Origin of the sequence: Allobosea sp. TWI1241 (assembly GCF_039673065.1) — a bacterium.
Taxonomy (GTDB): Bacteria; Pseudomonadota; Alphaproteobacteria; order Rhizobiales; family Beijerinckiaceae; genus Allobosea.
Genome location: NZ_JBDJKW010000007.1, coordinates 77,244 through 103,326 on the forward strand (window position 1 = coordinate 77,244; position 26,083 = coordinate 103,326).

General features: G+C 71.5%; 24 protein-coding genes and 1 riboswitch. Of the genes, 15 read left to right on the top strand and 9 right to left on the bottom strand.

The features are described from left to right. Positions 1-1,875, bottom strand: a complete 1,875-nt coding sequence (locus tag ABE438_RS11095; RefSeq protein WP_346502680.1) for a glycosyltransferase family 2 protein — start codon at positions 1,873-1,875, stop codon at positions 1-3. Positions 1,876-1,978: 103 nt separating this feature from the next. Continuing rightward, positions 1,979-2,419 (bottom strand): MerR family transcriptional regulator, encoded by a 441-nt coding sequence (locus tag ABE438_RS11100; RefSeq protein WP_346502830.1) that lies wholly within the window; start codon positions 2,417-2,419, stop codon positions 1,979-1,981. Between the two features lie 130 nt (positions 2,420-2,549). Here ABE438_RS11100 and ABE438_RS11105 point away from each other — a divergent pair, with 130 nt between their 5' ends. From ABE438_RS11105 to ABE438_RS11120, 4 genes are all read left to right on the top strand, one after another. Further along, positions 2,550-3,167: a methyltransferase family protein gene (locus tag ABE438_RS11105; protein ID WP_346502681.1), complete on the top strand. Its 618-nt coding sequence runs from the start codon at positions 2,550-2,552 to the stop codon at positions 3,165-3,167. Positions 3,168-3,281: 114 nt separating this feature from the next. Next, on the top strand, positions 3,282-4,340 hold the full coding sequence (locus ABE438_RS11110; protein WP_346502682.1) for a murein L,D-transpeptidase family protein: 1,059 nt from the start codon (positions 3,282-3,284) through the stop codon (positions 4,338-4,340). Then, positions 4,337-4,957, top strand: coding sequence for an SCO family protein (locus tag ABE438_RS11115; protein WP_346502683.1), 621 nt, complete (start codon positions 4,337-4,339; stop codon positions 4,955-4,957). Before ABE438_RS11110 ends, ABE438_RS11115 begins: the two co-directional genes overlap by 4 nt. Positions 4,958-5,026: 69 nt before the next feature. After that, entirely contained in the window at positions 5,027-5,395 is a 369-nt protein-coding gene (locus tag ABE438_RS11120) for a winged helix-turn-helix domain-containing protein (protein ID WP_346502684.1), read from the top strand. Positions 5,396-5,405: 10 nt separating this feature from the next. Here ABE438_RS11120 and ABE438_RS11125 read toward each other — a convergent pair whose 3' ends face one another. After that, complete coding sequence (locus tag ABE438_RS11125) at positions 5,406-6,755, bottom strand: FAD/NAD(P)-binding protein (RefSeq protein WP_346502685.1); 1,350 nt, start codon at positions 6,753-6,755, stop codon at positions 5,406-5,408. A gap of 137 nt (positions 6,756-6,892) precedes the next feature. Between ABE438_RS11125 and nikR the strand changes: the two genes are divergently transcribed. The 4 genes from nikR to ABE438_RS11145 all read left to right on the top strand — a co-directional run bounded on the left by nikR (position 6,893) and on the right by ABE438_RS11145 (position 10,736). Next, positions 6,893-7,330 carry a nickel-responsive transcriptional regulator NikR gene (gene nikR, locus ABE438_RS11130; protein WP_346502686.1) on the top strand — a complete coding sequence of 146 codons (438 nt, stop codon included), beginning with the start codon at positions 6,893-6,895 and terminating at the stop codon, positions 7,328-7,330. Between the two features lie 99 nt (positions 7,331-7,429). Then, positions 7,430-8,977 (top strand): ABC transporter substrate-binding protein, encoded by a 1,548-nt coding sequence (locus ABE438_RS11135; RefSeq protein ID WP_346502687.1) that lies wholly within the window; start codon positions 7,430-7,432, stop codon positions 8,975-8,977. After that, positions 8,974-9,930 (top strand): ABC transporter permease, encoded by a 957-nt coding sequence (locus tag ABE438_RS11140; RefSeq protein ID WP_346502688.1) that lies wholly within the window; start codon positions 8,974-8,976, stop codon positions 9,928-9,930. The genes ABE438_RS11135 and ABE438_RS11140 overlap by 4 nt, the downstream gene beginning before the upstream one ends. Next, the gene (locus ABE438_RS11145) at positions 9,927-10,736 is read left to right on the top strand and encodes an ABC transporter permease (protein WP_346502689.1); all 810 of its coding nucleotides are present in this window, start codon (positions 9,927-9,929) and stop codon (positions 10,734-10,736) included. The genes ABE438_RS11140 and ABE438_RS11145 overlap by 4 nt, the downstream gene beginning before the upstream one ends. 6 nt (positions 10,737-10,742) lie before the next feature. Here ABE438_RS11145 and ABE438_RS11150 read toward each other — a convergent pair whose 3' ends face one another. Genes ABE438_RS11150 through ABE438_RS11165 form a run of 4 tightly spaced genes read right to left on the bottom strand, consistent with a single transcriptional unit; the run spans position 10,743 to position 14,167 of the window. After that, complete coding sequence (locus ABE438_RS11150; RefSeq protein WP_346502690.1) at positions 10,743-11,627, bottom strand: glycine betaine ABC transporter substrate-binding protein; 885 nt, start codon at positions 11,625-11,627, stop codon at positions 10,743-10,745. A 44-nt stretch (positions 11,628-11,671) separates the two neighbouring features. After that, the gene (locus ABE438_RS11155) at positions 11,672-12,415 is read right to left on the bottom strand and encodes an ABC transporter permease (RefSeq protein ID WP_346502691.1); all 744 of its coding nucleotides are present in this window, start codon (positions 12,413-12,415) and stop codon (positions 11,672-11,674) included. After that, positions 12,405-13,517, bottom strand: coding sequence for an ABC transporter ATP-binding protein (locus tag ABE438_RS11160; protein WP_346502692.1), 1,113 nt, complete (start codon positions 13,515-13,517; stop codon positions 12,405-12,407). The genes ABE438_RS11155 and ABE438_RS11160 overlap by 11 nt, the downstream gene beginning before the upstream one ends. Beyond that, positions 13,514-14,167: an ABC transporter permease gene (locus tag ABE438_RS11165; protein ID WP_346502693.1), complete on the bottom strand. Its 654-nt coding sequence runs from the start codon at positions 14,165-14,167 to the stop codon at positions 13,514-13,516. Before ABE438_RS11165 ends, ABE438_RS11160 begins: the two co-directional genes overlap by 4 nt. Before the next feature lie 280 nt (positions 14,168-14,447). Here ABE438_RS11165 and asnB point away from each other — a divergent pair, with 280 nt between their 5' ends. The 7 genes from asnB (at position 14,448) to ABE438_RS11200 (ending at position 22,899) form a co-directional block, all read left to right on the top strand. Further along, positions 14,448-15,977 carry an asparagine synthase (glutamine-hydrolyzing) gene (asnB, locus tag ABE438_RS11170; protein WP_346502694.1) on the top strand — a complete coding sequence of 510 codons (1,530 nt, stop codon included), beginning with the start codon at positions 14,448-14,450 and terminating at the stop codon, positions 15,975-15,977. Between the two features lie 63 nt (positions 15,978-16,040). Beyond that, a complete protein-coding gene (locus ABE438_RS11175; protein ID WP_346502695.1) occupies positions 16,041-16,784 on the top strand; it encodes a (2Fe-2S) ferredoxin domain-containing protein in 744 nt (247 codons plus the stop codon). A gap of 41 nt (positions 16,785-16,825) precedes the next feature. Then, a riboswitch (cobalamin riboswitch) is annotated at positions 16,826-17,032 on the top strand. A gap of 280 nt (positions 17,033-17,312) precedes the next feature. Further along, the gene (locus ABE438_RS11180; RefSeq protein ID WP_346502696.1) at positions 17,313-18,047 is read left to right on the top strand and encodes a class I SAM-dependent methyltransferase; all 735 of its coding nucleotides are present in this window, start codon (positions 17,313-17,315) and stop codon (positions 18,045-18,047) included. Beyond that, positions 18,044-20,227, top strand: coding sequence for a TonB-dependent receptor (locus tag ABE438_RS11185; protein ID WP_346502697.1), 2,184 nt, complete (start codon positions 18,044-18,046; stop codon positions 20,225-20,227). Before ABE438_RS11180 ends, ABE438_RS11185 begins: the two co-directional genes overlap by 4 nt. 4 nt (positions 20,228-20,231) lie before the next feature. Further along, positions 20,232-21,110, top strand: coding sequence for an ABC transporter substrate-binding protein (locus ABE438_RS11190; protein ID WP_346502698.1), 879 nt, complete (start codon positions 20,232-20,234; stop codon positions 21,108-21,110). Beyond that, positions 21,107-22,126 carry a FecCD family ABC transporter permease gene (locus tag ABE438_RS11195; RefSeq protein WP_346502699.1) on the top strand — a complete coding sequence of 340 codons (1,020 nt, stop codon included), beginning with the start codon at positions 21,107-21,109 and terminating at the stop codon, positions 22,124-22,126. Before ABE438_RS11190 ends, ABE438_RS11195 begins: the two co-directional genes overlap by 4 nt. Further along, entirely contained in the window at positions 22,123-22,899 is a 777-nt protein-coding gene (locus ABE438_RS11200; RefSeq protein WP_346502700.1) for an ABC transporter ATP-binding protein, read from the top strand. Before ABE438_RS11195 ends, ABE438_RS11200 begins: the two co-directional genes overlap by 4 nt. 7 nt (positions 22,900-22,906) lie before the next feature. On the opposite strand, the gene ABE438_RS11205 is transcribed toward ABE438_RS11200, so the two are convergent. Both ABE438_RS11205 and ABE438_RS11210 read right to left on the bottom strand, forming a co-directional pair. Further along, positions 22,907-24,517, bottom strand: a complete 1,611-nt coding sequence (locus ABE438_RS11205) for an ATP-binding cassette domain-containing protein (RefSeq protein ID WP_346502701.1) — start codon at positions 24,515-24,517, stop codon at positions 22,907-22,909. After that, positions 24,514-26,079, bottom strand: coding sequence for an ATP-binding cassette domain-containing protein (locus ABE438_RS11210; protein ID WP_346502702.1), 1,566 nt, complete (start codon positions 26,077-26,079; stop codon positions 24,514-24,516). The genes ABE438_RS11205 and ABE438_RS11210 overlap by 4 nt, the downstream gene beginning before the upstream one ends. Between the last annotated feature and the right edge of the window lie 4 nt (positions 26,080-26,083).

The following is a 26,083-nucleotide window of genomic DNA, read 5'->3' on the forward strand; positions in this document are numbered from 1 at the left end:
TCACGGCCCGGGCTCGCCCGGCGGGTGGTATCCGTAGCGCGAGGAGCGTGCCAGCCCGTGCTGCGTCTTGTTCCAGCCGAAGGGCCGGCGCAGATATTCGAGCAGCGCCAGCCAGCCGGCGAGCGAGGCGAGCAGCAGGTAGAACGGGATCAGGCAGAGCCAGCGCGCCAGCTCGGGCGCGCCGCGCCGCCTGGCGCCCAGCGCCGGCACCAGAAAGACCACGAGCGTCCCCAGCACCATCAGGCTGAGCGCCACCGCCGCCAGCAGCGCCTCGATCCCGTCCTGCGGCGACAGGAACGAGCCGTCGACCAGCGCGATCGCCGTCGCGACGAGGAAGACCGGATAGCCGAGCGTGCTGACCAGCGTACCCAGCACCAGCACGAAGAAGGCGGCGCTCGCCGAAGGGCCGGCCTCGCCGAGGAAACGGTGCGGCGCGACGAGATGGCTGATCGCGGTCTGCAGATAGCCCTTGAGCCAGCGCACCCGCTGCTTCAGCCAGGCGCGCAGATGCGGCGGCGCCTCCTCCAGCGTCGGGGAGGGCAGGTCGGCGATGCGCCCGCCCTGCCGGACCAGCCTGAAGCCGATATCGGCATCCTCGGTGACGTTCCACGGGTCCCAGCCGCCGATGCGCCGCAGCGCCTCGGTGCGGAAATGGTTTGAGGTGCCGCCGAGCATGATCGGCAGGCCGCAGCGCAGCAGCGCCGGGTTGAGCACGTCGAACAGCCCGGCATATTCCAGCGCGAACAGCCGCGTCAGCGCCCCGTCCGCGGCATTGTCGATCACGAGACGCGCCTGCAGGCAGACGAGGTCGGGCGGGGCGTGCAGGAAGCGGGCGGCCGCCATCCGCAATTGCTGCGGATCCGGCCTGTCCTCCGCGTCGAATATCGTGAACAGGCTGCCGTGCGCCTCGGCCAGCGCAAGGTTGAGGGCACGCGGCTTGGTGCGCGGAATGCCGGCCGGCACGATCATCGCCGTGACGAAGGGCGGGAGTGTGCGCGCCGCGACCGCCGCGCACATGCCGGGATCGGTCTCCTCGATCAGCAGCCGGATATCGAGCTTGGCCGGCGGATAGTCGAGCGCCGCCATGGCCTTAAGGTTCTGGTCGAGCACCGCCTCCTCGCCGAGCAGCGGCACCGCGACCGTGTAGACCGGCAGCCGGGCATCGTCGACGCGCCAGCGATGGCTGCGCCAGAGATCGGGAGCGGGCTTCTCCATCAGCGCCGCGAGGCGCAGCACCACCGCGCCGAGGAAGAGAGGACCGAGCGTCAGTGCCAGGCCGAAGAGCGCGCCGAGCGGAAACAGGGTGGCGAGGAAGGCGGCCGGGCCGGTGAGCCCGATGGCGACCAGCTTCTGCCAGGGCGTCGAGCCGTCGCGGGCGCTGACCCGGGCGAGGCCGTCGGCGTCGAGCCAGGCGGCGCGCTCGGCAATCGTCCGGGCGTTGGTCCGCCGCAGCGCGGCCGCGAGCGCCGCCGGTGGGACGACGACCACATCCGCGCGGCCGCGTGCGATCGAGGCGATGAAGCGTCGCAGCACCGGGCCGGGCGGCGGTGCGCAGGCGAAGCGGATGCCCGGCTCCGTCGCCGCGGTCGGCACGACGCCCTGGCGCAGCGAAGCATCGACGTCCGCGCCAGGAGACAGGGGCGGCGGCACGCCCGAGAAGCGCAGATGCAGGCTGTCGGCCAGGGCACGGTAGAATGTCGGCTCGTCGACCAGCCCGGTGGCGAGCACCTGCTGCGCGGGCCAGACGCCGAGCCGGCTCGCGACGGTTGCGGCCTCGCTCAGCAGGGCGGGTGCGATCCCGTATGCGGCGAGGAAGGCGATATCGACCGGCAGGCCGAAACCGCCCCTGCCGTCGCCGGCCGAGCGAGCCCCCATGACCGGGTCGCCTGTGACCGCGTCCCCCATCGCGCCCCCATCCCCGGGGCATGCTGGCGCGCGAAACCGGGCGAGTCGACCCGACCGGCCTCGGAAAAAGGTATCAGCTCCGTAGGTCGACCCGGCCGTCCTCGTGATGGCGGCATTGCGAATGGTCGGCCAGCGCCTCGATGATCGCGCAGTCGCAGACCTCGACGCCGCCGGAGCAGGTCGCGGCGATCCGCTCCAGCTCCTGCTCCAGCGAGCGCAGCCGGGCGATCTTGTGCCGCACCTCCGCGAGATGTGCGGTGGCGATCACATGCGCATCGTCGCAGGGCGTCGCGGGATTGTCGGAGAGCGTCAGCAGCGCCCGGATGCTCTCGACCGCGAAGCCGAGATCGCGGGCATGCCGGATGAAGGCCAGCCGCTCGACATGGCGGCGGCCATAGCGCCGCTGGTTGCCCTCGGTGCGCTCGGGCGGCGGCAGCAGGCCGACCTGCTCGTAATAGCGGATGGTCTCGACCTTCACCGCAGTGTGCTTCGCCAGCTGGCCGATCGGCATCACGGTGTCGAGCCTGGGACGGGGAGTCATGTCGCCTCTTGAAGCTGTAGTCGCTAGAGGATTTAGATGGGCTTCGCGGCGCGCCGGTCAAGTCCCTCTGCGCCGGCACGACCACGAAGCGAGGTGCGGTCCGATGACCGGAATGGAGATGGCCAGCTACCTGATGGTGGTGGTCTATGTGATCAGTTTCCTCGCCATGTCGGCGATCCTGGCGCGCGAGGCGGGGCGGCCGGTCTGGCTGTTCGATCGGGGCGGCGGGGCGCAGGCCGTGCCGGCGCTGCTGTTCCGCGTCGCCTTCGCCGGGGCGGTGCTCTGGCCGCTCTGGCTCGCGGTCGCCGGCAATCCTATGCCGGGCGATCCGCTGACGCGCCGGCTCGACGGTCCTTGGCTCGACGTGCTCGGCCATCTCCTGGTGGTGGTCGGCGCCTGCCTCGCCATCCTGGCCCAGCGCTTCATGGGCACCTCCTGGCGCATCGGCGCGGCCGAGGGCGAGCAGGGCGCGCTGGTCGATGGCGGCCCGTTCGCGATCTCGCGCAACCCGGTCTTCGTCGGGCAGGCCCTGGTCTTCATCGGGCTCTTCCTGGTGCTGCCCGGGCTGGTGCAGGGCCTGCTGACGCTGATCCTGCTCGTGGCGATCCGCCTGCAGGTCGGCATCGAGGAGCGCGTTTTGGCGATAAGCCTCGGCGCGCCCTATCGCGCCTATATGGACCGCGTGCCGCGCTGGATCGGCCGCCCGCGCCGTGGCGCCTGACGGAGTGCCTGCGATCGGCCGCTCACGCAAACGTCACTTGAACCTGAACCGCCTCCCGGTTGCACGGTGCCTCCCGTTCACACCCTGTTAGCGTCACCGCACGATAGTTTCTTCATGTCAGTATCCTTCGCCTTCCGACGTGTCCGGCGCCTTGCCCTGGCAGGGCTGGCGGCGCTCGCTTTGTCCTCCTGCGTGGTCGGGGAGGGCGACGACCGCCATCTCCAGCCGATCCCGGCGGCGCTGCAGTCGCTGATGTCGGGCAAGGGCATGACCCAGGCCGACCCGATCCTGGTGCGCATCTTCAAGAAGGAGAGCGAGCTCGAGGTCTGGAAGCGCGATCGCAGCGGGCGCTATGCGCTGCTCAAGACCTATCCGATGTGTCGCTGGTCGGGGCAGCTCGGTCCCAAGACCCGCGAGGGCGATCGCCAGGCGCCGGAGGGCTTCTACACCGTCACCGCGGACCTGATGAATCCGCGCTCGCAGTTCCATCTCTCCTATAATCTCGGCTATCCGAACCCGCTCGAGCGCTCGCAGGGCTTCACCGGCTCGGCGTTGATGGTGCACGGGGCCTGCACCTCGGCCGGCTGCTACGCCATGACCGATGATGGCGTCGGCGAACTCTACGCGCTGGCCCGCGAGGCCTTCAGCGGCGGCCAGCGCGACTTCCAGGTCCAGGCCTTCCCCTTCCGCATGACGGCGCGGAACATGGCGGCCTATCGCGCCAGCCCGCATATCGGCTTCTGGCGCAACCTCAAGGAAGGCTACGACCATTTCGAGGCGACGCGCCGCCCGCCGCGCATCGCCTATTGCGGCCGCCGCTACGTCTTCGATCCTGCAGACGGCTCCGGCCCCTTCGTCGCCGGCGCGCCCTGTCCGGCCTATGAGGTCGAGGCCGCCAGCCGCGATCTCGTCGCCGCGCTGCGCAGTCGCGAGGAGGCCCGCATCGGCGAGCTCGTCGCCGCCGGCACGCCTGCGCTGAGTTACACCTATCGCGACGGCGGCATGCATGAGAGCTTCCGGCGCCTGCTCCGGCAGGTCGGCCCGGAGCGGATGCAGCAGCTGGTGAGCGCCAAGGTCGCCATCAGCAATCCGGAGGCCGCGCTGGCCGATCCCTATGCGGCCGGCGCCTCCGACGCCGCGCAATACACCGGCTCGCTCGGCGCCGCGCAATGAGCATCCTGCGCTGGATCCGCCGCGCCGCCTGGCTGGCGGTCGCGGTGCTCGTCTTCGTCACGGCGGCGGTGCTGCTCGGCTGGTGGCGGGTCGACGGCCCCGGTGCGCCGCGCCCGCAAAGCGCCACGACCGGCGCGCCGATCGATGTCGGCGGCCCCTTCGCGCTTGTCGACACCGCCGGCAAGCCGGTGATCGACGCGGACTTCCGCGGCCGGCCGATGCTGGTCTTCTTCGGCTTCACCCATTGCCCCGAGGTCTGCCCGACGACGCTGCTGGAAATGACCGGCTGGCTGAAGGCGCTCGGGCCGGAGGCCGACCGGCTGCAGCCGCTCTTCGTCACGGTCGATCCCGCGCGCGACACCCCGGCGCAGATGGCGCTCTACCTGCAATCCTTCGATCCGCGCATCCGGGGCCTGTCGGGTACGCAGGAGCAGGTCGATGCGACGGTGAAGGCCTACAAGGCCTATGCCAAGCGCATTCCTAACGGCGACGACTACACCATGGACCACACCGCCTCGGTCTACGTCATGGACGCGGCCGGACGCTTCCGCACGCTGATCGACTATCACGAGGACGCCGCGACCGCGCTCGCCAAGATCCGCCTCGTCCTGAAATAGCGGGACACGGTGCCGCGCGGCGCGTCGCAGGCGTTCCGGCGCGGCGCGAAGCGGGCTACACTGCGCGTCATGCCGTCGCTCAGCCTGCGCATCGATCTCGATCCCGAAGCCCGTATCGGGCCGGGCAAGATCGAACTCATCGAAAAGATCGCCGCCCTCGGCTCGATCTCGGCCGCAGGGCGGGCGATGGGCATGTCCTATCGCCGCGCCTGGGAGCTGGTCGAGGAGCTGAACGGCATCTTCGGCAAGCCGGTGGTGGAGCGCCAGGTCGGCGGCAGCGGCGGCGGCGGCGCCACCCTGACCGCGATGGGCCAGGCGCTGATCGCGCATTACCGCGCGATCGAGCAGGCGGCCGCCGAGGCGGCGCGCGAGCATCTCGCCGCGTTGCAGGTCGAGATCGACCGTCCGGCCGGGCCTGACGGCGAGGCGTCGTCCTAGTCTTTCGCTGTCAGCGCTCGTCTGCGGCGAGAAGCCCGAGCAGGCGCTCGGCCAGCGCGGTGCCGCGCCTGCGGATGTCCGGCATCGCGGTGATCTCCCAGTGCCGGCCGCGCGTCGGCGGGCCGAGTGCGAAGAGCCGGTCCGCTGCCGGGCCGCTTACGCGGTCTGCGTCGTCCGTCGCGAAGGAGAGCCCGAGCGGGTCGACGCCGGCGAGCCCGCTATCGCGCAGCGCCCGGGCCAGGCGCGCGCCCGAATCCGGATCGGTGCGCGGGCCGCGGCAGTCGATCACCCGGTCGAAACGCTCGCAGGTGATCTCGGCCGTTCCGGGCGCCGACCAGGCCACGTCGACATGATCGGGAGCTGGGGTGATCTCGGCGATGCGCCCGCGCCTGATCTCCAGCCGGCCCGCCTCGCGCAGTCCGGCAATGCGCTCGGCGACCTGCGGCGGCAGGCGGTGGCGGTGCACGTCCCACCACGGGCGCAGATGCCGCAGGAATCGCCGGCGCTGCGCCTCGCTCAGCTCGTGCCAGAGCTCGGCGTTGTGGGCGCGCGTCGCATGCATCAGGCCGGACCAGCTCTCGCCGCCCCTGACCATGCGCCGGAAGGCTTTGAGGCGCGCGGAGAGTTCGCCGCGCGTGAAGGCCTCGGGCATGTCGTGATGGGCGCCGGCCGGCGGCAGGGCAGGATGGCTGCGCGGCAATAGCCCGCGTCGCGACATCGCGACGATGCGGCCGCGATGTCCGCGCGCGTCGAGCGTCGTCGCCAGATCGGCCATGGTCAGCCCGGTCCCGATGATCAGCAGCCGCTCGTCCGGCGCCAGCCCGGCCAGCGCGTCCGGCGACCAGGGATCGCCGTGGAAGGCGCCGTCGCGGCCCGAAGGCGGGGCATGGCCTGTGGCGAGCACCGCCAGGCGGCAGCGCAGCGTGCCGCCATCGGCGAGAGCGAGCGTCAGCCCGCCTGTCGACCGGGCGATGTCGATCACCTCGCCTTGCAGCAGCGTGAGCATGCCGGGCCGGGCCTGCGCATCCGCCGCGAGCTGCTCGGCGAGATAGTCGCCATAGAGCCGGCGCGGCACGAAGGCATGGGCCGCATAGGGCTTGCCGTCATCGTCGGCGCGGCCGGCCAGCCAGCGCGCGAAGTGATCCGGCTGGTCGCTATGCAGGGTCACGTCGCCGGGGCGGGTGTTGAGCAGGTTGTCGCCATTGCTCTGGGCATAGGCGATGCCGCGTCCGGGGGAGGGGCCGCGCTCGATCAGGGCGATGCGCAGGCCGGGTGTGGCGCGCCGCAGGAGCTGGATGCTCAGCAAGGTGCCGCTGGCGCCGCCGCCGATCACGGCGATATCGTGGATGCTGTTCGTCACGCGGCCGGACAATAGGGAGCGCGGCCGCCGCTGGAAAGGTGCCGGACGCCGAATTTCGTTGCATCTGCGTCGAACCGGTCGCGATGGCGCGGAGCGCGCCGGTCGGCTAGATCTCGACGGGCAGGAGGGTTTCGCCAGTGGAACGGATCACCATTTCGATCGATGCGGACCTGCTCGCCTTCGTCGACGAGGCCTGCGCGGCGCGGGGCTACGGCAGCCGTTCGGAAGCGATCCGCGACATGCTGCGCGAGGCGGCGAACGCCGAGACCGCCGCGGCGGAGCAGGCGCCCTGCGTCGCGACGCTGAGCTATGTCTACGACCACGAGACCCGCGATCTGGCGCGGCGGCTGGCCGACCGCCAGCACGACCATCACGACCTCTCGGTCGCGACCCTGCATGTCCATCTCGACCGGCACGAATGTCTCGAGGTATCGGTGCTGCGCGGGCCGAGCGGCGCGGTCCGGCGTTTCGCCGACGGCGTTGTCAGCCAGCGCGGCGTGCGCCACGGCCATCTCCACCTCCTGCCGGATACAGAGCCGGCCGCTCCGCACAACAACAGCCATCGCCACGATTGAGCACGCGGCGGGCAGTGGCTGCCCATCATTTCGGCGATACAGCCGAGTCCGACCGGAGTATGAGTTTTGTAGTAAAACTTCATACTCCGGGACTCGGCCATGTCCGCTCGCCGCCGTTTCGCCGTGCTCGCGGCCTGCCTCCTGCCCCTGTTCGGGGGCGTGCCCGCTTCGGCCGAGACGCCGACCCTGCGCGTCGCCGAGATGTGGGAGACGCCGACGCTCGACCCGCTGCGGGACGCGACGCTGATCAAGGAAAAGGCGATGGTCACCGAGACGCTGGTGACCGGCCTGCCGGATTTCACCATCGCGCCGGGGCTGGCGCTGTCCTGGCGGCGCGAGGGCGAGACGCTCTGGCGCTTCGCCCTGCGGCCGGGCGTGCGCTTCCATGACGGCTCGCCGCTGACGGCGCAGGCCGTGGTGGCCAGTCTCGAGCACGGGCTGAGCAACAGCCCGAGCATCCGTCACCATACGCGCATCGCCTCCGTCGCCGTGGCGGGCGAGGGCGAGGTCGCGATCACCACCGTCGAGCCGTTTCCGGCGCTGCCGGCGGCACTCGTCCATGCCGCCGCCGGCATCGTCGCCATGTCCTCGCCGCGCGCGCCGGACGGCACGATCGACCGGCCGATCGGCACCGGGCCCTATCGCGTCGCGGACTGGGACCCGGCCGGGCAGCGCCTGACGGTGACGCGGTTCGAAGACTATTGGGGCGAGGCGCCGGCCATCGCCGCGATCAGCTTCCGCAGCATTCCCGACCCGGCGACGCGCGCGCTGGAGCTGCGCAAGGGCGGCGTCGATTTCGCCGCCGACGTGCCCTATGGCGATCTCGACGCCCTCGCCGCCAAGGGCTTCACGGTCTCGCGCAACGTCACCGCGCGCAACTACATGCTGAGCTTCGGCAGCCTGAAGGAGACGCCCTTCGCCGATCCGCGTGTGCGCAAGGCGTTGTCGCTGGCGATCGATCGCGACGAGATCGCCCGTTATGTGCTGTTCGGCATGGGCCGGGCCGGCATCGCACCCTTCCCGGATACGATGGCTTTCGCCGATCCCGCCATCGCCGTGCCCCAGGCCGATCCGGCGGCGGCGCGCGTGCTGCTCGCCGGGGCCGGCTACGCGCCGGGCGCCGACGGCGTGATGGCGCGCGAGGGCCGGCCGCTCGCCTTCACGCTCTACACCTATGCCCAGCGCCCCGGTCTCGTGCCGATGGCGGGCGCCATCCAGGCGCAGCTGCGCCGGATCGGCGTCGCGGTCACGATCAGGGTCGCCGCCTATGAGGCGATCGCCCGCGAGATGAAGCCGGGCGACGCCCGCCTCGCTGCGCTCGCCACCGCCGCCTATCCCGACCCGGACGTCTTCCTGCGCCAGACCTATCATTCGCAGGGCACCACCAACAGCTGGGGCTATGCCGATGCGCGGGTCGACGCCGCGCTGGCCGACGCCCTGACGGCGCCGGACGAGGCGGCGCGGCTTCAGGCCTATCGCCTCGTCCAGCGCATCGTCGCCGACGACGAGCCCTGCCTCGTCATCGCCCATTACGGCGTCAACGTCGCCATGCGTCCCGGGATCGAGAACTATCGCTTCAACCCGATCGCGCACGACTACATGCTCGACCCGCAGATGCGGCTTTCGCCAGCGCCGGCCGGGCGATGACGCCCTATCTGCTGCGCCGCTGCCTGCTGGCGGGGGCGACCGTCGTCGCCGCGACCTTCCTGACCTTCCTGCTGCTGCGCCTCGCTCCCGGCGAGCCGGCGCAGACCATTCTCGCGCGTATCTTCCTGCGCGATCTCACCGCCACCGTCTCGGCCGGCGACGCCGCCGCGCTGGCGGAACGCTACGGCCTATCGGCGCCGCTGCTCGTGCAGTACGGGCGCTGGCTCGCCGCGGCGCTGGGCGGCGATCTCGGCGTCTCGATCCGCTCCGGCCGCCCGGTCCTGACCGAGCTCGGCTGGCGCCTGCCGGTGACGCTGCTGCTGGCGCTGCTCGCCATGGCGCTGGCGCTCGTGCTGACGCTGGCGCTGGTGACGGCGCGCCGGATGCTGCGCCGGCCACTGGCCGATCGCGGCTTCGCGCTGATCGTCACGGCCTGCGTCTCGCTACCGGGTTTCGTGCTCGGTCTCGTGATGATCCTGGTCTTCTCGCTCTCGCTCGACTGGCTCCCGGTCAGCGGCACCGGCGGCTGGTCGCATTGGGTGCTGCCGGTCATCGTGCTGGCGCTCGGCCAGCTCGGCTTCACCGCGGTGCTGCTCGACGACGCGCTGGAGGAGGCGCTGGCCGCCGCGCATATCGTCAGCGCAAGGGCGCGTGGCCTGAGCGAGCGCTGCCTGCTGCTGGTCCATGCCCTCCCGAACGCGCTGGTGCCGCTGGTGCCCTATCTCGCCCTGCAATTCGCCTTCCTCGTCGGCGGCGTCGTGGTGGTCGAGCGGCTTTTCGCGCTGCCGGGCCTCGGCAGCTATCTCGCCGAGGCGCTGGACGCGCGCGACGGTCCGGCCTTCCTCGGCGCCGTCGCCGTGGTGGCGCTCGCCGTCGCACTGGCAAACCTCGCCGCGGACCTGCTCGTCGCGGCGCTCGATCCGCGCATCAGGCTGGCCCGGAGCGAGGCGTGAGCAGCCGGCGCGCGGGCATCGCCGGCACGGTGGCGCTGGCGCTCGTCCTGCTGCTGCCGATCGCTTGGGGGCTGACGTTCGATCCGGTCGAGGGCGCGCTGCGCGACAGCCTGCGTCCGCCGGGCTTCGCCTTCCCGCTCGGCACGGACCATCTCGGCCGCGATGTGCTCGCCCGGATCGCCCATGGCTTCCTGCTCGATATCGGGCTGTCGCTCTTGGTAGTGGCGCTGTCCTTCGGCGTCGGAACGGCGCTCGGCATGGTCGCGGCGGAGGTGGCCGGCGGGCTCGACCGCGCACTCTCGCTGCTCATGGACGTGACCAGCGCGCTGCCGCAGATCGTCGTTGCCCTGATCCTCGCCGTGCATTTCGGTGGGGGTGCCGGCACGCTGGTGATCGCGCTCGCCGCCACGGGCTGGGTGAAATATGCCCGCATCGCCCGGGCGGCGACGTTCTCGCTGCGCGAGCGGGAATTCGTCATGGCGGCGCGGGTCGCCGGCAGCGGGCGCCTCGCCCTGCTGCGGCGCCATGTCCTGCCGCATCTGCTGCCGCTGTTCGGCGGGCTGCTGGCGCTCCAGCTCGGCCATACCGTGCTGAACATCGCGGCGCTCGGCTTTCTCGGCGTCGGTATCCAGCCGCCGGCGCCGGAATGGGGCGCGATGATCGCCGAGGCCCGGCCCTATCTCGCCCGGGCGCCATGGCTCGCCATCGCGCCCGGGGTCTTCCTGTTCGCCCTGACCGCGCTCGCGCTCTCGCTGGCGCGCGCGCTCGGGCGCCGCCGCCAGGCCATGGGCCTGACGGCGTGGTGAGGCCGTTCAGTCGATTCCGGCTTCGGCCAGGAACTCGCTCGCCACCGTCGCGACCGGCACCTTGTCGACATCGACGCGGGCGTTGAGTTGGCGCAGCACCTCGTCCGAGAGCTTGGCCGAAAGCGCGTTGAGCGGCGCCTCGAGCGTCGGATTGGCCTTCAGCGTCTCGGTGCGCACCACCGGGGCGGCGGCGTAGTTCGGGAAGAACTCCTTGTCGTCCTTCAGCACCTTGAAGTCGAAGGCCTTGATGCGGCCGTCCGTGGCGAAGACCAGGCCGATATCGACACGCCCGTCGCGCAGCGCCTGATAGGTCAGGCCGGCATCCATCGAGCGGATATTGGCGCGGCTGGTCTTGAAGTCGTAGGTGGTCTGCAGGCCCGGCAGCCCGTCGGGACGGCCGGAGAACTCGGCGTCGATCGCGATGGTCAGCTTCTTGCCGTTGCGGAAGGCGGCGGCGAGGTCGGAGAGCGAGTCGAGTCCGTCGGTCGCGTCGTGCTTCTTGCGCACGGCGAGCGCATAGGTGTTGTTGACCGCCGACGGCGTCAGCCAGGTCAGGCCGATCTTGGCGTCGAGCTCCTTGACCCGGTCATAGGTCTCCTTCGAGCCCATGCGGTCCTTGATCTTGTTGTAGGTCACCAGCGAGGTGCCGGTGTACTCCCAGTAGACGTCGACCTGGCCGTTGACCTGCGCGTCGCGCACGACCTGCGAGCCGAGCCCGTCGCGCTTGTCGACCTGGAAGCCCTTCTTCTTGAGGAGCTGGCTGGTGATCTCCGCCAGCAGCAACTGCTCGGTGAAGTTCTTGCCGCCGACGACGAGGGGCTTGGCCATGGCGGGCACGGTCCATGCGGCCGCGAGCGCGGCGACGGCGAGAAGCCTGGTGGGAAGCTTCATGGCTGGTCTCCTTCGATGGTGGGGAAAGCGGGTGCGGGCGAGCGTCAACGCTGCGGGTTGACGCCGCGCGGAATGGTCCAGAACTGCAGCTGGGCCACGATGAAGTCGATGAAGACCGCGAGCAGCGCCGTCGGGATGGCGCCCGCCAGCATCGTATCGAACTCGTTGAGCGCGATGCCGGTGAAAATCAGCTCGCCGAGGCCGCCGCCGCCGATCAGGAAGGCCAGCGGCACGGTTCCGACATTGATCGCCAGCGCGGTGCGGATGCCGGTGTAGATCACGAAGAGCGCATTCGGCAGCTCGACCCGGAACAGGGTCTGCAGCGGCGACATGCCCATGCCGCGTGCCGCCTCGCGCAGGGCCGGCGGCACGTCGCGCAGGCCGGCCATGGTGTTGGTGACGATCGGCAGCAGCGAGGCGAGGAAGAGCGCGAAGATCGCCGGGCTGTCGCCGATGCCGAGCAGGCTCATCGCCAGAGCGAGCACCGCCAGCGTCGGGATCGTCGCGCCGATGTTCAGGACCTGGAGGGCGATGTCGCCGATGCGCCGGAAGCGCGGCCGCGTCAGCAGCACGCCGATCGGCACGCCGGCCGCGATCGCGGCGCCGCCCGAGATCGCCACCAGCTCGATATGCTGCGTGCCGAGAAAGGCGATGTCGTCCCAGCGTTCGACCAGCGCCGGCAGCAGCCCGCCGGCCCAGGCCCAGGCGCCCAGCGCGAACACCGCCAGATAGGCCAGGTTGCGGCGCAGCCCGGCCAGCATCTCCGGCAGCGCGGCCTCAGCCTTCACGATAGGTCTCGGACAGCATGCGCGTGATCCCGCGCAGCGTCACATAGCCGACGAACATGCCGTCGCCGTCGACGCAGGCGAGCCAGGACACGTCGTGGCGGAACATGGTCGAGACCGCCGTGCGCAGATCCTCGTGCGGCTGGATCGTGGTCGGCAGGCTCTCATGGTTCTCGGCGACCGAGCCGCTGGCGCCGCGCGCCGCCTGCAGGGTGACGTAGCCGCGGGCCCGGCCGCGCGGGCCGACCAGCACGATCGCCTGGTGGCCATGGGCCTCCATCGTCTTGGCGGCGTCCTGCAGGCTGTCGGCGGCGCGCACCCGCGGCGGCTCCTCCATCATGGCGTCGCGCACCGTCAGCAATTGCAGGCGCTTCAGCGTGCGGTCGCCGCCGACGAAATCGGAGACGAAGTTGTTGGCCGGGTGGGCAAGGATGGTGTCGGGCGTGTCGTACTGGACCAGCTTGCCGTCGCGGAAGATCGCGATCCGGTCAGCCATCTTCACCGCCTCGTCGATGTCGTGGCTGACGAAGAGGATGGTCTTGCGGATCTTCGCCTGCATCTTCAGGAACTCGTCCTGGATGATGACGCGGTTGATCGGGTCGATGGCGCCGAAGGGTTCGTCCATCAGCAGCACCGGCGGGTCGGCCGCGATGGCGCGCAGTACGCCGATGCGCTGCTGCTGGCCGCCCGAGAGTTCCTTCGGATAGCGGTGCAGGAAGGCGCCGGGATCAAGCGCCACCATGTCGAGCAGCTCGGCCGCGCGGGCCCGCGATTTGCGCCGGTCCCAGCCGAGCAGGTCGGGCACGATGCAGATATTGTCCTCGACCGTCTTGTTCGGGAACAGGCCGATCTGCTGGATGACGTAGCCGATGCTGCGGCGCAGCTGCACCACGTCGGTCTCGGCGGTGTTGCGCCCGTCGATGAAGATCTCGCCCGAGCTCGGCTCGATCAGCCGGTTGACCATCTTCATGGTCGTGGTCTTGCCGCAGCCGGAGGGGCCGAGCAGCACGCAGATCTCGCCCTCCGGCACCTGCAGCGACACGCGGTCGACGGCGGGCGTGGTGGTGTTGGCGAAGGTCTTGCTGACGTGGTCCAGTCTGATCATCGTGTCCTCAGGCCCGGAGAGGTGAGCCGCTTCTGCAGCCCCAGCAGGGCGAGGTCGGCGACGACGGCAAGGATGCTGACCGCGAGCGCGCCGGTGACGAGCTGGCGCGGATCGGTCTGGCTGATGCCGCGGGCGATGAAGGCGCCGAGCCCGCCGGCGCCGATATAGGTGGCGATGGCCGTGACCCCGATGTTCATGACCACGGCGACGCGGACGCCCGCCATGATCACCGGCAGCGCGATCGGCAGCTCGACCTCGCGCAGCCGCTGGCCGCGGGTCAGCCCCATGCCGCGCGCAGCTTCGCGCAGGGCCGGATCAAGATTGCTGATCGCGGCGTATGTATTCCGGATGATCGGCAGCTGTGAGTACAGTAATATCGCGATCACCGCCGGCACGTAGCCGATGCCGTGACCGACCAGCGAGAGCAGCGGGATCATCATGCCGAACAGCGCGATCGACGGGATCGTCAGCATGATCGACGCGGCATAGAGCACCGTGTCCGCCACCCGCCGGTTCTGGCTGATCGCCACGCCGATGGGCACGCCGGTCACGATCGCCAGCGCCACGGCGACGCCGACGATGGCAATGTGCTCACCTGTCCGGGACGCGACCAGGCCCCAGTTGCTTAATATGTAATTCAGAATGTCCATTGTGTCGGGGTGGCTTTTAAAGCAGCATGTCCGACTGTGGCAACCCTGTGTCGGGATTTTTTTGATAATAAATGATAATCTACAGGTCTTCTTAAGGCGATCTACCTGATAAGATTATCTGCATATTTATTATGTATATGGAAAATATATGCCGTTATATGCTTTTGTTTTCGGAGAGGTTAGGTCGGATTTGTTCTCCGATCTGACCTTGGAGCTTTGGATGTCGCGCGGGGGCTGGTTCGGCAATCGCGCGGTGCTGTCATGAGGCGAGGAAGAGGCGATGTGCGGGTTCGTGTGCCTGTGGGATATCGAGGACGAGAACGAGGCGCTGATCGGCACGATGCTGGCGCGGCTCGGGCACCGCGGGCCCGATGCGCGGCGGGTCGCGCGGCTCGACGGCGCACCCGTCGCCATGGGGCATTGCCGGCTCTCGATCATCGGTCCGGAGGACGGCGACCAGCCGATCCGGATCGGCCGCCAATTGCTTGTGGCCAATGGAGAAATCTACAACCATGCCGACCTGCGTGCCATCCTCGGCGATGGTGACTTCGGCACGGCGAGCGACAGCGAAACTATTCTTCATCTCTACAGCCGCGGCGCGCCCCGCTGGGTCAGCCGGCTCGACGGCATGTTCGCTTTCGTGCTGGCGACGCCGGAGCGGATCGTGGCGGCTCGCGACCCGCTTGGGATCAAGCCGCTCTACATGGCTAGGCGCGGCCGCGGGCTGGCCTTCGCCTCGGAGCTGAAGGCCTTCGACGGGCTCGGCTTCACCGAGGTGCGGGCGATTCCGCCCGGGACGCTGTTCGACAGCCGCGACGGCCTGCGCCACTGGTACAGGCTGCCCTCGGGCCGCGCCGCGGCCGAGCCCGGGCTCGATGTCGAGGGGCTGGCGCGCGAACTGCGGCTGGCGCTCGAGGAGGCGGTGGCCAAGTGGATGGTCGCCGATGTCGAGGTCGGCTCCTTCCTGTCCGGCGGGCTCGACAGCTCGGTGATCGCCGCGATCGCCCAGAAGGTCCGGTCGGGTGCCGGCCTGTCGCCGCTGCGGACCTTCGCGGTCGGCACGCCCGGCTCGCCCGATCTCGTCGCTGCCCGCCGTGTCGCGGCCCATATCGGCGCGCGCCACAGCGAGATGACCTTCTCGGCGCAGGACGTCGCGGACAGCCTGCCGCAGGTCATCCGTCATCTCGAGAGCGCCGACGTCGATCTGGTGCGCAGTGCGGTGCCGACGCTCTTCGCCGCGCGCCTTGCCCGCCGCGACGTCAAGGCGGTGCTGACCGGGGAGGGGGCCGACGAGCTCTTCGCCGGCTACGCCTATCACCACGCCTATGCCGACGATCCGCGCGCGCTCGCCGACGAGCTGACGCGCAGCCTCGGCACCATGCACAACATCAACCTGCAGCGGGTCGACCGCATGACCATGGCGGAATCGCTGGAGGCGCGCACGCCCTTCCTCGACGCCGACTTCATCGCCTTCGCCCAGTCGATCCCCGCGGCGCTGAAGCTGCGCCGGACCGATCCCGAGGCGGCGGAGGCCACGGGCGCGACCACCGAGAAATGGCTGCTCCGCAAGGCCTGCGCCGATCTGCTGCCGGCCGATCTGGTCTGGCGCCGCAAGGCGCAGTTCGACGAGGGTTCGGGCACGGTGGCCGCGTTGGAGGGCGCGCTGCGCTTGCTCGCCGGGACGGATGACGAGGTCGGGCGCGAGGCCGAGGCGGCGCTCTATCGCGCCATGCTGGAGCGCAGCTTCGCGGAGCCGGCGATGATCCTGCGCAATGCCGGAGCCTGGGCGTCCGACCGCGTCGCCGCCTGAGCGGGCTTCTGCGCCGGCGCGCGATCGGCTAAAAGCGCGCGCCGCCGACCAGGAGCCGCCGCCATGTCCAGGACCGTCCTTCTGCTGGCCCGCTCCGCCATCGCGGCGCCGCCGCTGCGCGAGATGGAGCGGCTGCGGGCGCTCGTCGCGGCGCTGCCCGGCGTCGCCCGGGCCGAGATCGCCTTTTCGGAACAGGGCACGCCGGCACTGCGGCACGCGCTCGATGCGCTCGTGACTGCGGGCGTCGCAGAGCTGACCATCCTGCCGTTGATGCCGCCGCAGGAGGCCGCCTTCCAGGCCTGGCTGACCCGCACGCTGGCGCGCTGGCGAGCCAAGGACTCCCGGCCCTGGCCGCGCATCCTGCTCTCGCGGCTGCTGCCCGACGACGCCACGGCGGGCGCCCTGCTGGCGGATGCGCTCGCCGCGCCCGGCCAGCCGCTGCCCGAGGCGGCGAAGACCGCGCCGGAAGGCTCGCTCGTGCCGGCGCATCGCAGCCGCGTGCTGGTCTGCATGGGCGGGCCCTGCCTCGCCGCGGGGGCTGAAGTGGTCTGGGGCCATCTGCGCAACGAGCAGGAGCGTCTGTCGCTGCGCACGGCTGGCGAGGGCTGCATGAGCGCCAAGACCAGTTGCCTCGGCCCCTGCAATCTCGCTCCGGTGCTCCAGCTCTGGCCGGAGGGCACCTATTACGGCGGCGTCGACGAGGCCGGGCTCGACCGTATCGTGGCGGAGCATGTGCTTGGCGGCACGCCGGTCGAAGAGCTCGCCTATGCGCCGGGCGGGCGCAAGCAGAGCCTGCGGCCGCGCTGACGCCGCGAGCCTTCGGGCGCTTGACGCCCTGATTTCGCCATATAGGTTACCGCTGTCGAGGTCTCCGGAGAGGATCCGGAGCTAAGAGGGAATCCGGTGAGGCGCCGCGCGGTGCCGAAGCCGGAGCTGCCCCCGCAACTGTAAGCGGTGAGCTGTCCGCCCCTGACGTCACTGGCGCTCGTGCCGGGAAGACGGACGGACAGCAGCGACCCGCGAGCCAGGAGACCTGCCCCGACGCCATGATGATGTCGCGCTGGCGGGGTGTCCGGCGGGTCGTGAGGGCGTACGGGCTGCGAAGCTGGCCCGTTTCTGTCTCCGAGCGCCCGCGAAAGCTCCGTCTGCAGCAGCGAGGGGCTGACGCGATGAGCAAGCGGTTTCCGCGCCGTTCAGGCCGGACGAGGCGCAGGCCTGCATCCCGTTGGGGATCGCAGCAAGTGTGCGTCTATAAATGAATTGCAATGATATAACATTTCATTCATGGGCTCGATCATGACCGCCCATGCCTCTTCCCTGGTGCCCGCGCGCACCATGACCGACCCAGACGGCCCGCTCGATCCGCTGGCGCTCTATGCCAGCGCGATCGACACCTCCGACTATATCGCGCGCGTCGTGCCGCCGATCCGCGCTCTGGTGCCGGCGATCGGCGACCTCGTCGACATCGGCGCCGGCGGCGGCCAACTCGGCGATGCCCTGGCGCCGGCGGGCGCGCGCTGGACCGCAATCGAGCCTTCGCCGACCATGCGGGCGCGGCTCGGGGCCTTGTCGCGCCCGCCTACTATGATCCCTCATGGCTGGGACGACCCGGCGGTCTCCTGCCCGCCGGGCGACACCGTGCTGGCCGCGACCATGCCGGGTTACCTGACCGATCCGGCGCGCTTCCTGGCGCGCTGCCGGCAATGGTCCCGGCGCCACATCGTCTGGCTGGTGCCGGCGCAGGCCGCGCCGCGCGGGCTGATCCTCGCCGCCTGCCTGCCGCGCGACTGGCATCGCGAGGACGAGACGCCCGGCATCGATCGCGTCCTGCCCGCGCTAGGCGAGGACCGGCCCGACCACCATGTCGCGGTCGACTGGACCTTCTCGCTGGTCCTGCCAGACCTGCCGCGCTTCGCCGCCTTCCAGGCCGACCGGCTGGGCTGGTCTGCCGACGATGCCCGCCGGCCCGCGCTTCTCGCCCATCTCTGCGCCCAGGCCGACCCGGTTCCCGGCGGCCTGCGCCTTTCCTGCCATCGCCGCTCGGCCATTCTCGTCTGGACCCTGTCATGATCCGTCTGCGCATTCGCCTGCTTCGCCCCTCTGCCCGCGCCGCACTGGCCTCGACCGCGCTCGCCGGCGGCCTCGTCGCCGCGCCGGCTCTGGCGCAGGAGATCAAGCTCGACGAACTCGTCGTCACCGCCACCGGCCGGCCCGAGCCGCGCAGCAGCATTCCCGGCACGGTCCAGGTCATCGACGCCCAGACGATCGAGCGTTCCGGCGCGAAGTCGCTGACCGACCTGCTGGCCGAGAACGCGGTCGGCTTCTTCAGCGAATGGACGCCGGGCCAGACCTCGATCAACATCCGCGGCGGCGCCTCGGACGGGCAGGGCAAGGACTTCCGCAGCCAGGTGCTGGTGCTGATGAACGGCCGCCGCGCCGGCACCGCCAACCTCTCCAAGCTCTCGGCTGCGGATGTCGAGCGCATCGAGGTGATCCGCGGCCCGTCCTCGGTGGTCTATGGCAGCCAGAACATCGGCGGCGTGATCAACATCATCCTCAAGAGCGGGCGCACCGCGTCGGGCACGATGATCGAGGGCGCCGGCGGCTCCTGGGGGCTCCTGCGCGGCAAGGCCCAGACCGGCGGGCTCTACGACGTCATCGACTGGTATGCCGGCATCTCCGGCGGCAGCCGCGACGACTACCAGTCCGGTCGCGGCGGCTCGACCATGCGCAACACCGGCTGGCAGCGCTTCGGGCTCACCGGCGCGCTCGGGCTGCAGATCAATCCGGAGCACCGGGTCGAGGCGACGCTGCGCACCGACGGCATCTACGATGTCGGCTTCCGCGGCTCCGGCGCCAACCTGTTCAGCCAGGAGGACCGCTTCAACAACTCCTTCGACGTGACCTATCGCGGGCAATTGCCGGGCGGGCAGTACCGCTGGATGTTGCAGGGCTATGCCGTGCAGGACGTCGACGATTTCCGCTGGGCCTCGCCGGTGATCCGCGGCGGCAACGGCCTGCCGGCGCCGGGCACGCTGGCCGACCACAACCGCCGCCGGCTCGAGATCCTCGGCACCCGCTTCCAGCCGGGCATGACGCTGTGGCAGGGCAACGACCTGCTGCTGGGCTGGGACTGGGAGACCAGCCGCCTGCGCTCGACCCGCCTGCGCGTCGGTGTGCCGGGCAATCCGCTGGCCCAGGTCTCGCCGCAGGACAACAATCAGTCCGAGACGGTCAACGCGCTCTATGTCGAGGATTCGCAGAAGCTGTTCGACGACCGGGTGACGTTGCGTGCCGGCGTGCGCCGCACCTTCGGCACCACCAGCTTCGAATGGACGCCGAACCTCGCCGGCCAGCGCCCGCGCGAGGTCGACTACCAGGCGACGACCTGGTCCACCGGCGCGACCTTCAAGGCGACCGACCGGCTGACCTTCCGCGTCGGCTACGCCACCGGCTTCCGCGCGCCGACCGCGACCGAACTGGCCGCCGACTACAACACGCTGGGCGGCGGGCGCATCTTCGGTAATCCGGCTCTCTCGCCGGAGCGCAGCCGCCAGATCGAGGCCGGTGCGTCCTATGCCGGCGAGGGCTGGCGCGCCGACCTCGCCATCTTCCAGAACATCATCTCCGACCGTATCGTCACCCGCCAGCGGCCGGGCGGCATCAACACCTCCGACTATGCCAACAACGCCGCCGACGTGGTGGTGCGCGGCGTCGAGCTCCAGCTCGACGGCGACGTGCTGAAGCTCGCCGGCCAGGCCGACACCAACTGGCGCTGGTCGGTCTTCGGCAACGGCGCCTGGAACTTCGACATGGAGGACAAGGGGGCGCCGCTGACCGCGAACAGCCGCAAGCCCGAGCGCATTTACCAGTACCAGGCGGCGATCGGCACGCGCTTCGGCCAGAGCGGCGGCCGCTACGACTGGTCATTCCAGGTCACCGGCGTGCTGCGTGGGCCGATGTGGTACAATACCGAGGAGAACCTGCTGATCCCCTTCGCCGAGCCGAACCGCGACTGGATCCACCGCAAGAACCCGTTCTGGGTCTGGAACGTGCGCGGCGAGGTCGAGGTGGCCAAGGGCGTCAAGCTGTTCGCGCTGGTCAACAACATCTTCGACAAGAACGAGCACCCGATCTTCATCGGTACCGACAAGCGCCCCTACAAGCTCGACGCCCGCTTCGCCAATGGCGGCACCGGCACCTCCATGCCGGGGCTGGAGCTGCAGGCCGGCTTGCAGGCCAAGTTCTGAGACGGTGCGGCGCACGATCCTCATTGCGGCAGGGTTCGCGAGTCTCGCGCTCGGCGGTGCGGCGGCCGAGCCGGTCCGGCTGATCGACGCGGTCGGCCGGACGGTCGAGATCGCGCGACCGCCGCAGCGGATCGTGCCGATCTTCGCCTCCAACACCGAGCTGGTCGCGGCACTCGGCCTGGCCGACCGCATCGTCGGCGTCGAGGCCTTCACCCGCTTTCCGCCAGGCATGGAGAACAAGCCGAAAGTCGGCGGGCGCCTCGGCTTCTCGGTCGACGCCGTGGTGGCGCAGCGGCCCGACCTGCTGATCGTCACGCCGGCGCGGCAGGCCATGCACCAGCTGATCGACCCGATGACGCGGCTCGGCGTACCGGTCGTGGTGCTGCTCGCCCGCAGCGTCGCCGAGGTCATGGAGAATTTGCGCCAGGTCGGGCGGGCGGCCGGCGTGCCGGAGCGCGGCGAGGCGGTCGCCGCCGGGCTCGAGGCCAGGCTCGCGGCCGTGGCGGGCCGGGCGCCGACACGGCGGTCGCGCGTGGTGATGATCACCGGCCGGCTCGGCAACGGGTTGCTGCTGATCGCCCGCACCGACACCTATACCGGCGACGCGATCGTGCGGGCCGGCGGCGAGCACGCCTTGCCGCGCAGCGTCGTCGCCCATGTTTCGCCCGAGGCGATCATCGCCGCCGATCCCGACGTGCTGCTCTTCGCCGGCGCCGAGAGCGAGCTGCGGGCGCTGGTCGCGCAGCCGGGCTGGCGCCTGCTGCGGGCGATCCGCGAGGGCAGGGCCCATACCGTCTCGCGCGCGCAGTTCCTGATCCCCGGGCCGCGCACCGTCGATGGCATCGAGACGCTGGCCGCGCTTCTGCGGCGGGAGAGCCCATGACCACCGAGACGACAGCCCTGCCTGACGGGTCCTTGCGCGGGCGCTTCCTGTTGCTCGCGGCCGCCCTGCTCGTCGCCCTCGTCTTCGCGGCGATGGCCGGCCACGACTGGGCGTCGCCGTCGCGGCTGATGCGGGCGCTGGCCGGGGGGCAGGAGATCGAGAGCCGCCTGCTCCTGGTCTGGCGCCTGCCGCGTGTGCTCGCGGCCGCGCTGGTCGGCGCCCTGCTCGGTCTTGGCGGCGCGGTCTTCCAGGGCGTGTTCCGCAATCCGCTGGCCGAGCCCTATCTGCTTGGCGCCTCGGGCGGGGCGGCCATCGGCGCGACGGTGGCGCTGCTGGTGCCGCTCGGCCTGCCCGGCGGGCCGGCGCTCGCGCTGCTCTCTTTCCTCGGCGCGTGGGGCGCGACCTGGATCGTGCTCGCGGTCGCCGGGCTGCACGGGCGGCCCGACACCGCAGGACTGTTGCTCGCCGGCGTCGCGGTCGCCGCGATGCTCGGCGCGCTGCGCTCCTTCCTGATGCTGGCCTTGTCCGACGACACGGTGAACCTCCAGGTCGTGCTGAGCTGGACGCTCGGCGGCATCCAGACACCGGATCTCGCCGGGCTGCTGCTGCTCGCGATGCTGGTCGTCGGCGCGCTGCTGCTCGCGCGCACGCTGGCCGGGGGGCTCGACCTGCTCGGCCTCGGCGACGAGCAGGCCTATGCCTTCGGGCTCGATCCCGTGCGCTTCGCCCGCCGTGCCGTGCTGGTCGGCGCCGGGGTGGTGGCGGCGGCGGTCGCCTTCGGCGGGCTCGTCGCCTTCGTCGGGCTGATCGCGCCGCATCTCGCCCGCTGGCTGGTCGGGCCGCGCCATCGCGCCCTGATCCCGGCCAGCGCCCTGATCGGCGGCGCTCTCGTCGCGATCTGCGACGGCATCGCGCGCGCCGTACTACCGCCGGCCGAGATTCCGCTCGGCCTGGTCACCGCGCTGGTCGGCGGCCCCTTCTTCTTGGTGCTGCTGGCCCGGAGGCTGAAGGCATGAGCGCGCCCTCCGCCACCACCACAGGCGCCGCCATGCGGATCGACTGCCGCGATCTCGGCGCGAGCGCCGGCGGCACCGTGCTGCTGGACGCCGTCAGCCTCTCCTTTACCGCGCCGTCCCTGGTCGGCATCCTCGGTCCGAACGGGGCGGGCAAGTCGACCCTGCTGCGCCTGCTCGCCGGCTACCGCACGCCCGAGCGCGGCGTGATCGCCTGGAACGGCAGACCGCTCGCCGGCTGGAGCGCGGCCGAGCGCGGCGCCGCTTGCGGCTACTGCCCGCAGCAGTTCGAGCCGGCCTGGAATTACTCGGTCGCCGAGATCGTCGAGCTCGGCCGCGAGCGACGTCCGGCCGGAGCCCTGCCGCGCGAGGCGGTGCTGCGCGAAAGCGGGCTCGCCGCGCTGGCGCAGCGGCGCTGGAACGCACTCTCGGGCGGGGAGCGCGCCCGCACCATGCTGGCCGCCACGCTGGCGACGCAGCCGGGCCTCGTCCTCGCGGACGAACCGGGCGCCAGCCTCGACATGCGCCATCGCTTGGCGCTGCTGACGCGCCTCGCCGCCTATGCGCGCGGCGCGCTCGTCGTCGTGGTGATGCACGATCTCGACCTGGCGCTGCGCTTCTGCGACCGCATCGTGCTGCTCGACGGCGGCCGCGTCGCCGCCGACGGAACGCCGGACGCGATCCTCGGCGCGGGGGTGCTGGAGCGCAGCTTCGGCCTCAGCCTGCAGCCGGAGACCCGCCGCGCCGGCCATGACTGGGTCGTCGGCATCGGCTGACGCCGCCTCAGAGCCGGATCGTCTCCGCCAGGCCGCCGTCGAGGCGATGGCTCGACAGGACGACGATGCGGTCGCCGAGCCTGTCGAGCAGGCGCGCGAGGATGCGTTCGCCCTGGGCGGCGTCGAGATGCTCTGTCGGCTCGTCGAGCAGGATCAGCGGCCTGTCGCTGAGCCAGGCGCGGGCGAGGTTCAGCCGCTGCGCCTCGCCGAGCGAGAGCGCTTCCTGCCGGATCCAGCCGTCGAGCCCGCCGGCCTCGGCGACGCGTCCGCTCATCTCGACCGCCGCCAGCGCCGCGTCGAGTTCGGCGTCGTCGCGCCCGGGCGCGAACAGGTTGGCCCGCACCGTGTCGGCGAGGATGGCGGCGTCGTGCGGGCAGTACATCGCCATGGCGCGGCGCGCCGCGGCATCGATCGAGGCGCTGTCCGCGCGCATCGTATCGTTGCCCGTCCAGCCGGCGATCTGCTTCAGCAGGCTGGTCTTGCCGGTGCCGCTCGGCCCGGCGAGCACGCAGGCGCGGCCAGCTTGCAGATCGAGCGCCAGCGGCAGGCCCAGCGGGCGCCCGTCCGGGGCACGGCGCTGAAGCCGCTCGATGAGCAGGCGGCGCGGCGCCGGCGCTGCGATCGCCGTCGCGCCGGCCTGGGCGGGGCGGAGCCAGCCGGCATTGTCGCGGCGGGCGGCGTCGCGCCTGATCTGGGCGACGAGCATGCGCGAGACGCCCTGCAAGGGCTCGCCCAGCGCCAGCCAGGCGAAGGCGAGGAAGGTCGGCACCAGCAGCGTCTCGCCGCGGCCGCCCGCCAGCCAGGCGGCGCCGATGACCGAGAGCGCCGCGACCGGCCCGACCAGCCCGCCGGCGGCGTCGAGCCCGGCCTGCATGCGCCGGATCGCCAGCAGTCGGCCATCGGCGGCGTCGAAACGGGCCAGCGCGGCCTCGGATTGGCGCGACCAGTGCCACTCGGCGCGCAACGGCACCGCGGCGGCGAGCGTGGCACCGAGCCGGGCGGCGCCGTCGCGGCGCTCCGCCTTCGCGGCGTCCCAGCAGACGAAGGCGCGGCGGTGCAGGCCGCGGCCGGCGAGCGCGAACATGCCGAGCAGGGCGAGGGGCGGGACGAGGGCGAGCGGCGCGACGATCGCGGTCGCGACGAGGCCGCCGGCAAGGCTGATCGCCAGCACGGTTCCGGGCAGCCCGACGCGCAGCCGCGCATAGTCGAGGTCCTCGACATCGTCGAGATAGTCGCTGAGCCGCGCCTGGTCGGCCATCTGCCAGCCGGCGGCGCGCGTGGCGGGCGCGTCGGCCATAGCGCGGAACAGCCCGACGCGGCGGGCGACCTGGTCGGTCAGCGCCGCCTTGTGCCCGGCGAGGCGCTCGCCATAGCGCGCGACCGTCCGCCCGACCGCGAACAGCCGCACCAGCGCGCCGGGCACGTGGAAGTTGAAGGTCAGCGCCGCCGTGCTCAGTCCGGCGATCGCCACGGCGCCGAGGAACCAGGCGGAAAGCCCGCCGAGCAGCACGGCGCAGAGCATGCCGGCGAGCGCCAGCAGCGCGGCGCGGCGCCAGTAGACCCGGCTCGCGGCGGCGCCGGCATCTTGTGCGGCGGGCGACGGGGTGGGAGCGGTCATCGGGCGGCCTCCGGCAGGGCGGGGCGGACGAGGTCGATCACCCGGTCGGCCTGGCGGGCGAGCGCCGGGTCGTGGCTGGCGGCGATCACCAGCCGGTCGCGGGCGATCTCGGCGAGCAGGCGGCGGATGCCGGCGGCGGTCTCGGGATCGAGCTTGGCGGTCGGCTCGTCGGCGAGGACCGGGCCGCCGGCCAGCAGCGCGCGGGCGATGGCGACGCGCAGGCGCTGCCCGCCCGAGAGATTGGTGCCGCCCTCGGCGATGCCGGCATCGAGCCCGCCCGGCAGCAGCGCGTCGTTGAGCAGCCCGACCTCGCTCGCCGCCCGCATCAGGCGCGGGGAGGTGACGCCCGCGACCTGCCAGCCGATCGCGGCGCCGAGCGTGCCGCCCGGCACGAAGGCATCCGTGGCGATCCAGGAGACCGGGCCGGGCAGCGCGTCGGGAGGCGCCGCGCCCGCCGGGGCATCCACACCGGCGAGCAGGCGCAAGGTGCTGGTCTTGCCGGCGCCGCTCGGGCCGGTGATCACCACGAGCCCGCTGCGCGGCAGCGCGCCGGGCGCCAGCGCCGCCGGAAGCGTCGTCACGGGCGCGGCGACCGGCGCAGCCTGCATCAGCGCGTCCAGCGCCAAGGCGGCGGCCTCGCCCTCCGCCTTGGCGTGGTACTGCTCGGCATAGCGCCTGAAGGCCGCGAAATACTCCGGCGCCACCATCAGGATGAACAGGCTCTGCCAGAGCTCCAGGCCGCTGAAGCCGGGGATCATCGCCAGCTTGAGATGACCGAGCCCGAGGAAGACCGCGAGCATCGCGATCGAGAGCGAGGAGAAGAAGTCGATCGCCGCCGCGTTGAGGAAGGCGACGCGCAGCACCGCCATGGTGCGGTCGGCATAGGCCGAGAGGCGGCCGCCCAGCTTCGCCTCCTCGGCCGGCAGCGCATGATTGGCCAGGATGGTCGGCAGGGTGCGCACCCGGTCGGCGAACTGGCCGGCGAGGTGGCCGAACGCCTCCTCCTGCGCCTGCGCGCGCCGGCGGATCGTGCCGCCGAGCAGGATGAAGAAGACGATCATCACCGGCGTCAGGGCAAGCACCAGCAGCGCCGCCTGCCAGGAAACCAGGGCCAGAGCTCCGGCTGCGATCAGCGGGCCGATCGCCATCATCGTCGCCGCCGAGCGGTGGCCGACCGCCAGGGCCGCGACCGCTTCCGGATGACGCTGCAGGGCGACGATCAGCCGGCCGGCGGCCAGCGCCTGCACCTGCCGCGCCGGCATGGCGTCGAGGCGCGCGCCCACCGCGGCCCGCAGCCGCCCTGAGAGCGCCGTCTCGGCGCGGGCCTGGACGATGTCGAGCGCGAGGCCGGCCAGCGCCGCGAGCAGCAGCAGGGCCGGCGCCGCGGCGGCGACCATGGGCGAGACCTCGCCGGACATGATCAGCGTGCCGAAGACGAGCGCGGTCGCCGCCGCGAAGCCGAGCCTCAGCCCGGTGCGGGCGATCTGCAGGCCGGTGAGGATGCGCAAGGGCCGGCGGGCGAGCGCACGCGCCTGGGCCAGAGCCCCGAATTCGCGGCCCATCGGG

What these genes read in the sequence shown, in the direction of transcription:
- ABE438_RS11095 (WP_346502680.1), bottom strand. Translation starts at nt 1,875, where the DNA reads ATGGGGGCTCGCTCGGCCGGCGACGGCAGGGGCGGTTTCGGCCTGCCG.
- ABE438_RS11105 (WP_346502681.1), top strand. Translation starts at nt 2,550, where the DNA reads ATGACCGGAATGGAGATGGCCAGCTACCTGATGGTGGTGGTCTATGTG.
- ABE438_RS11110 (WP_346502682.1), top strand. Translation starts at nt 3,282, where the DNA reads ATGTCAGTATCCTTCGCCTTCCGACGTGTCCGGCGCCTTGCCCTGGCA.
- ABE438_RS11115 (WP_346502683.1), top strand. Translation starts at nt 4,337, where the DNA reads ATGAGCATCCTGCGCTGGATCCGCCGCGCCGCCTGGCTGGCGGTCGCG.
- ABE438_RS11120 (WP_346502684.1), top strand. Translation starts at nt 5,027, where the DNA reads ATGCCGTCGCTCAGCCTGCGCATCGATCTCGATCCCGAAGCCCGTATC.
- ABE438_RS11135 (WP_346502687.1), top strand. Translation starts at nt 7,430, where the DNA reads ATGTCCGCTCGCCGCCGTTTCGCCGTGCTCGCGGCCTGCCTCCTGCCC.
- ABE438_RS11140 (WP_346502688.1), top strand. Translation starts at nt 8,974, where the DNA reads ATGACGCCCTATCTGCTGCGCCGCTGCCTGCTGGCGGGGGCGACCGTC.
- ABE438_RS11150 (WP_346502690.1), bottom strand. Translation starts at nt 11,627, where the DNA reads ATGAAGCTTCCCACCAGGCTTCTCGCCGTCGCCGCGCTCGCGGCCGCA.
- ABE438_RS11160 (WP_346502692.1), bottom strand. Translation starts at nt 13,517, where the DNA reads ATGATCAGACTGGACCACGTCAGCAAGACCTTCGCCAACACCACCACG.
- ABE438_RS11165 (WP_346502693.1), bottom strand. Translation starts at nt 14,167, where the DNA reads ATGGACATTCTGAATTACATATTAAGCAACTGGGGCCTGGTCGCGTCC.
- asnB (WP_346502694.1), top strand. Translation starts at nt 14,448, where the DNA reads ATGTGCGGGTTCGTGTGCCTGTGGGATATCGAGGACGAGAACGAGGCG.
- ABE438_RS11175 (WP_346502695.1), top strand. Translation starts at nt 16,041, where the DNA reads ATGTCCAGGACCGTCCTTCTGCTGGCCCGCTCCGCCATCGCGGCGCCG.
- ABE438_RS11180 (WP_346502696.1), top strand. Translation starts at nt 17,313, where the DNA reads ATGACCGACCCAGACGGCCCGCTCGATCCGCTGGCGCTCTATGCCAGC.
- ABE438_RS11185 (WP_346502697.1), top strand. Translation starts at nt 18,044, where the DNA reads ATGATCCGTCTGCGCATTCGCCTGCTTCGCCCCTCTGCCCGCGCCGCA.
- ABE438_RS11195 (WP_346502699.1), top strand. Translation starts at nt 21,107, where the DNA reads ATGACCACCGAGACGACAGCCCTGCCTGACGGGTCCTTGCGCGGGCGC.
- ABE438_RS11200 (WP_346502700.1), top strand. Translation starts at nt 22,123, where the DNA reads ATGAGCGCGCCCTCCGCCACCACCACAGGCGCCGCCATGCGGATCGAC.
- ABE438_RS11205 (WP_346502701.1), bottom strand. Translation starts at nt 24,517, where the DNA reads ATGACCGCTCCCACCCCGTCGCCCGCCGCACAAGATGCCGGCGCCGCC.
- ABE438_RS11210 (WP_346502702.1), bottom strand. Translation starts at nt 26,079, where the DNA reads ATGGGCCGCGAATTCGGGGCTCTGGCCCAGGCGCGTGCGCTCGCCCGC.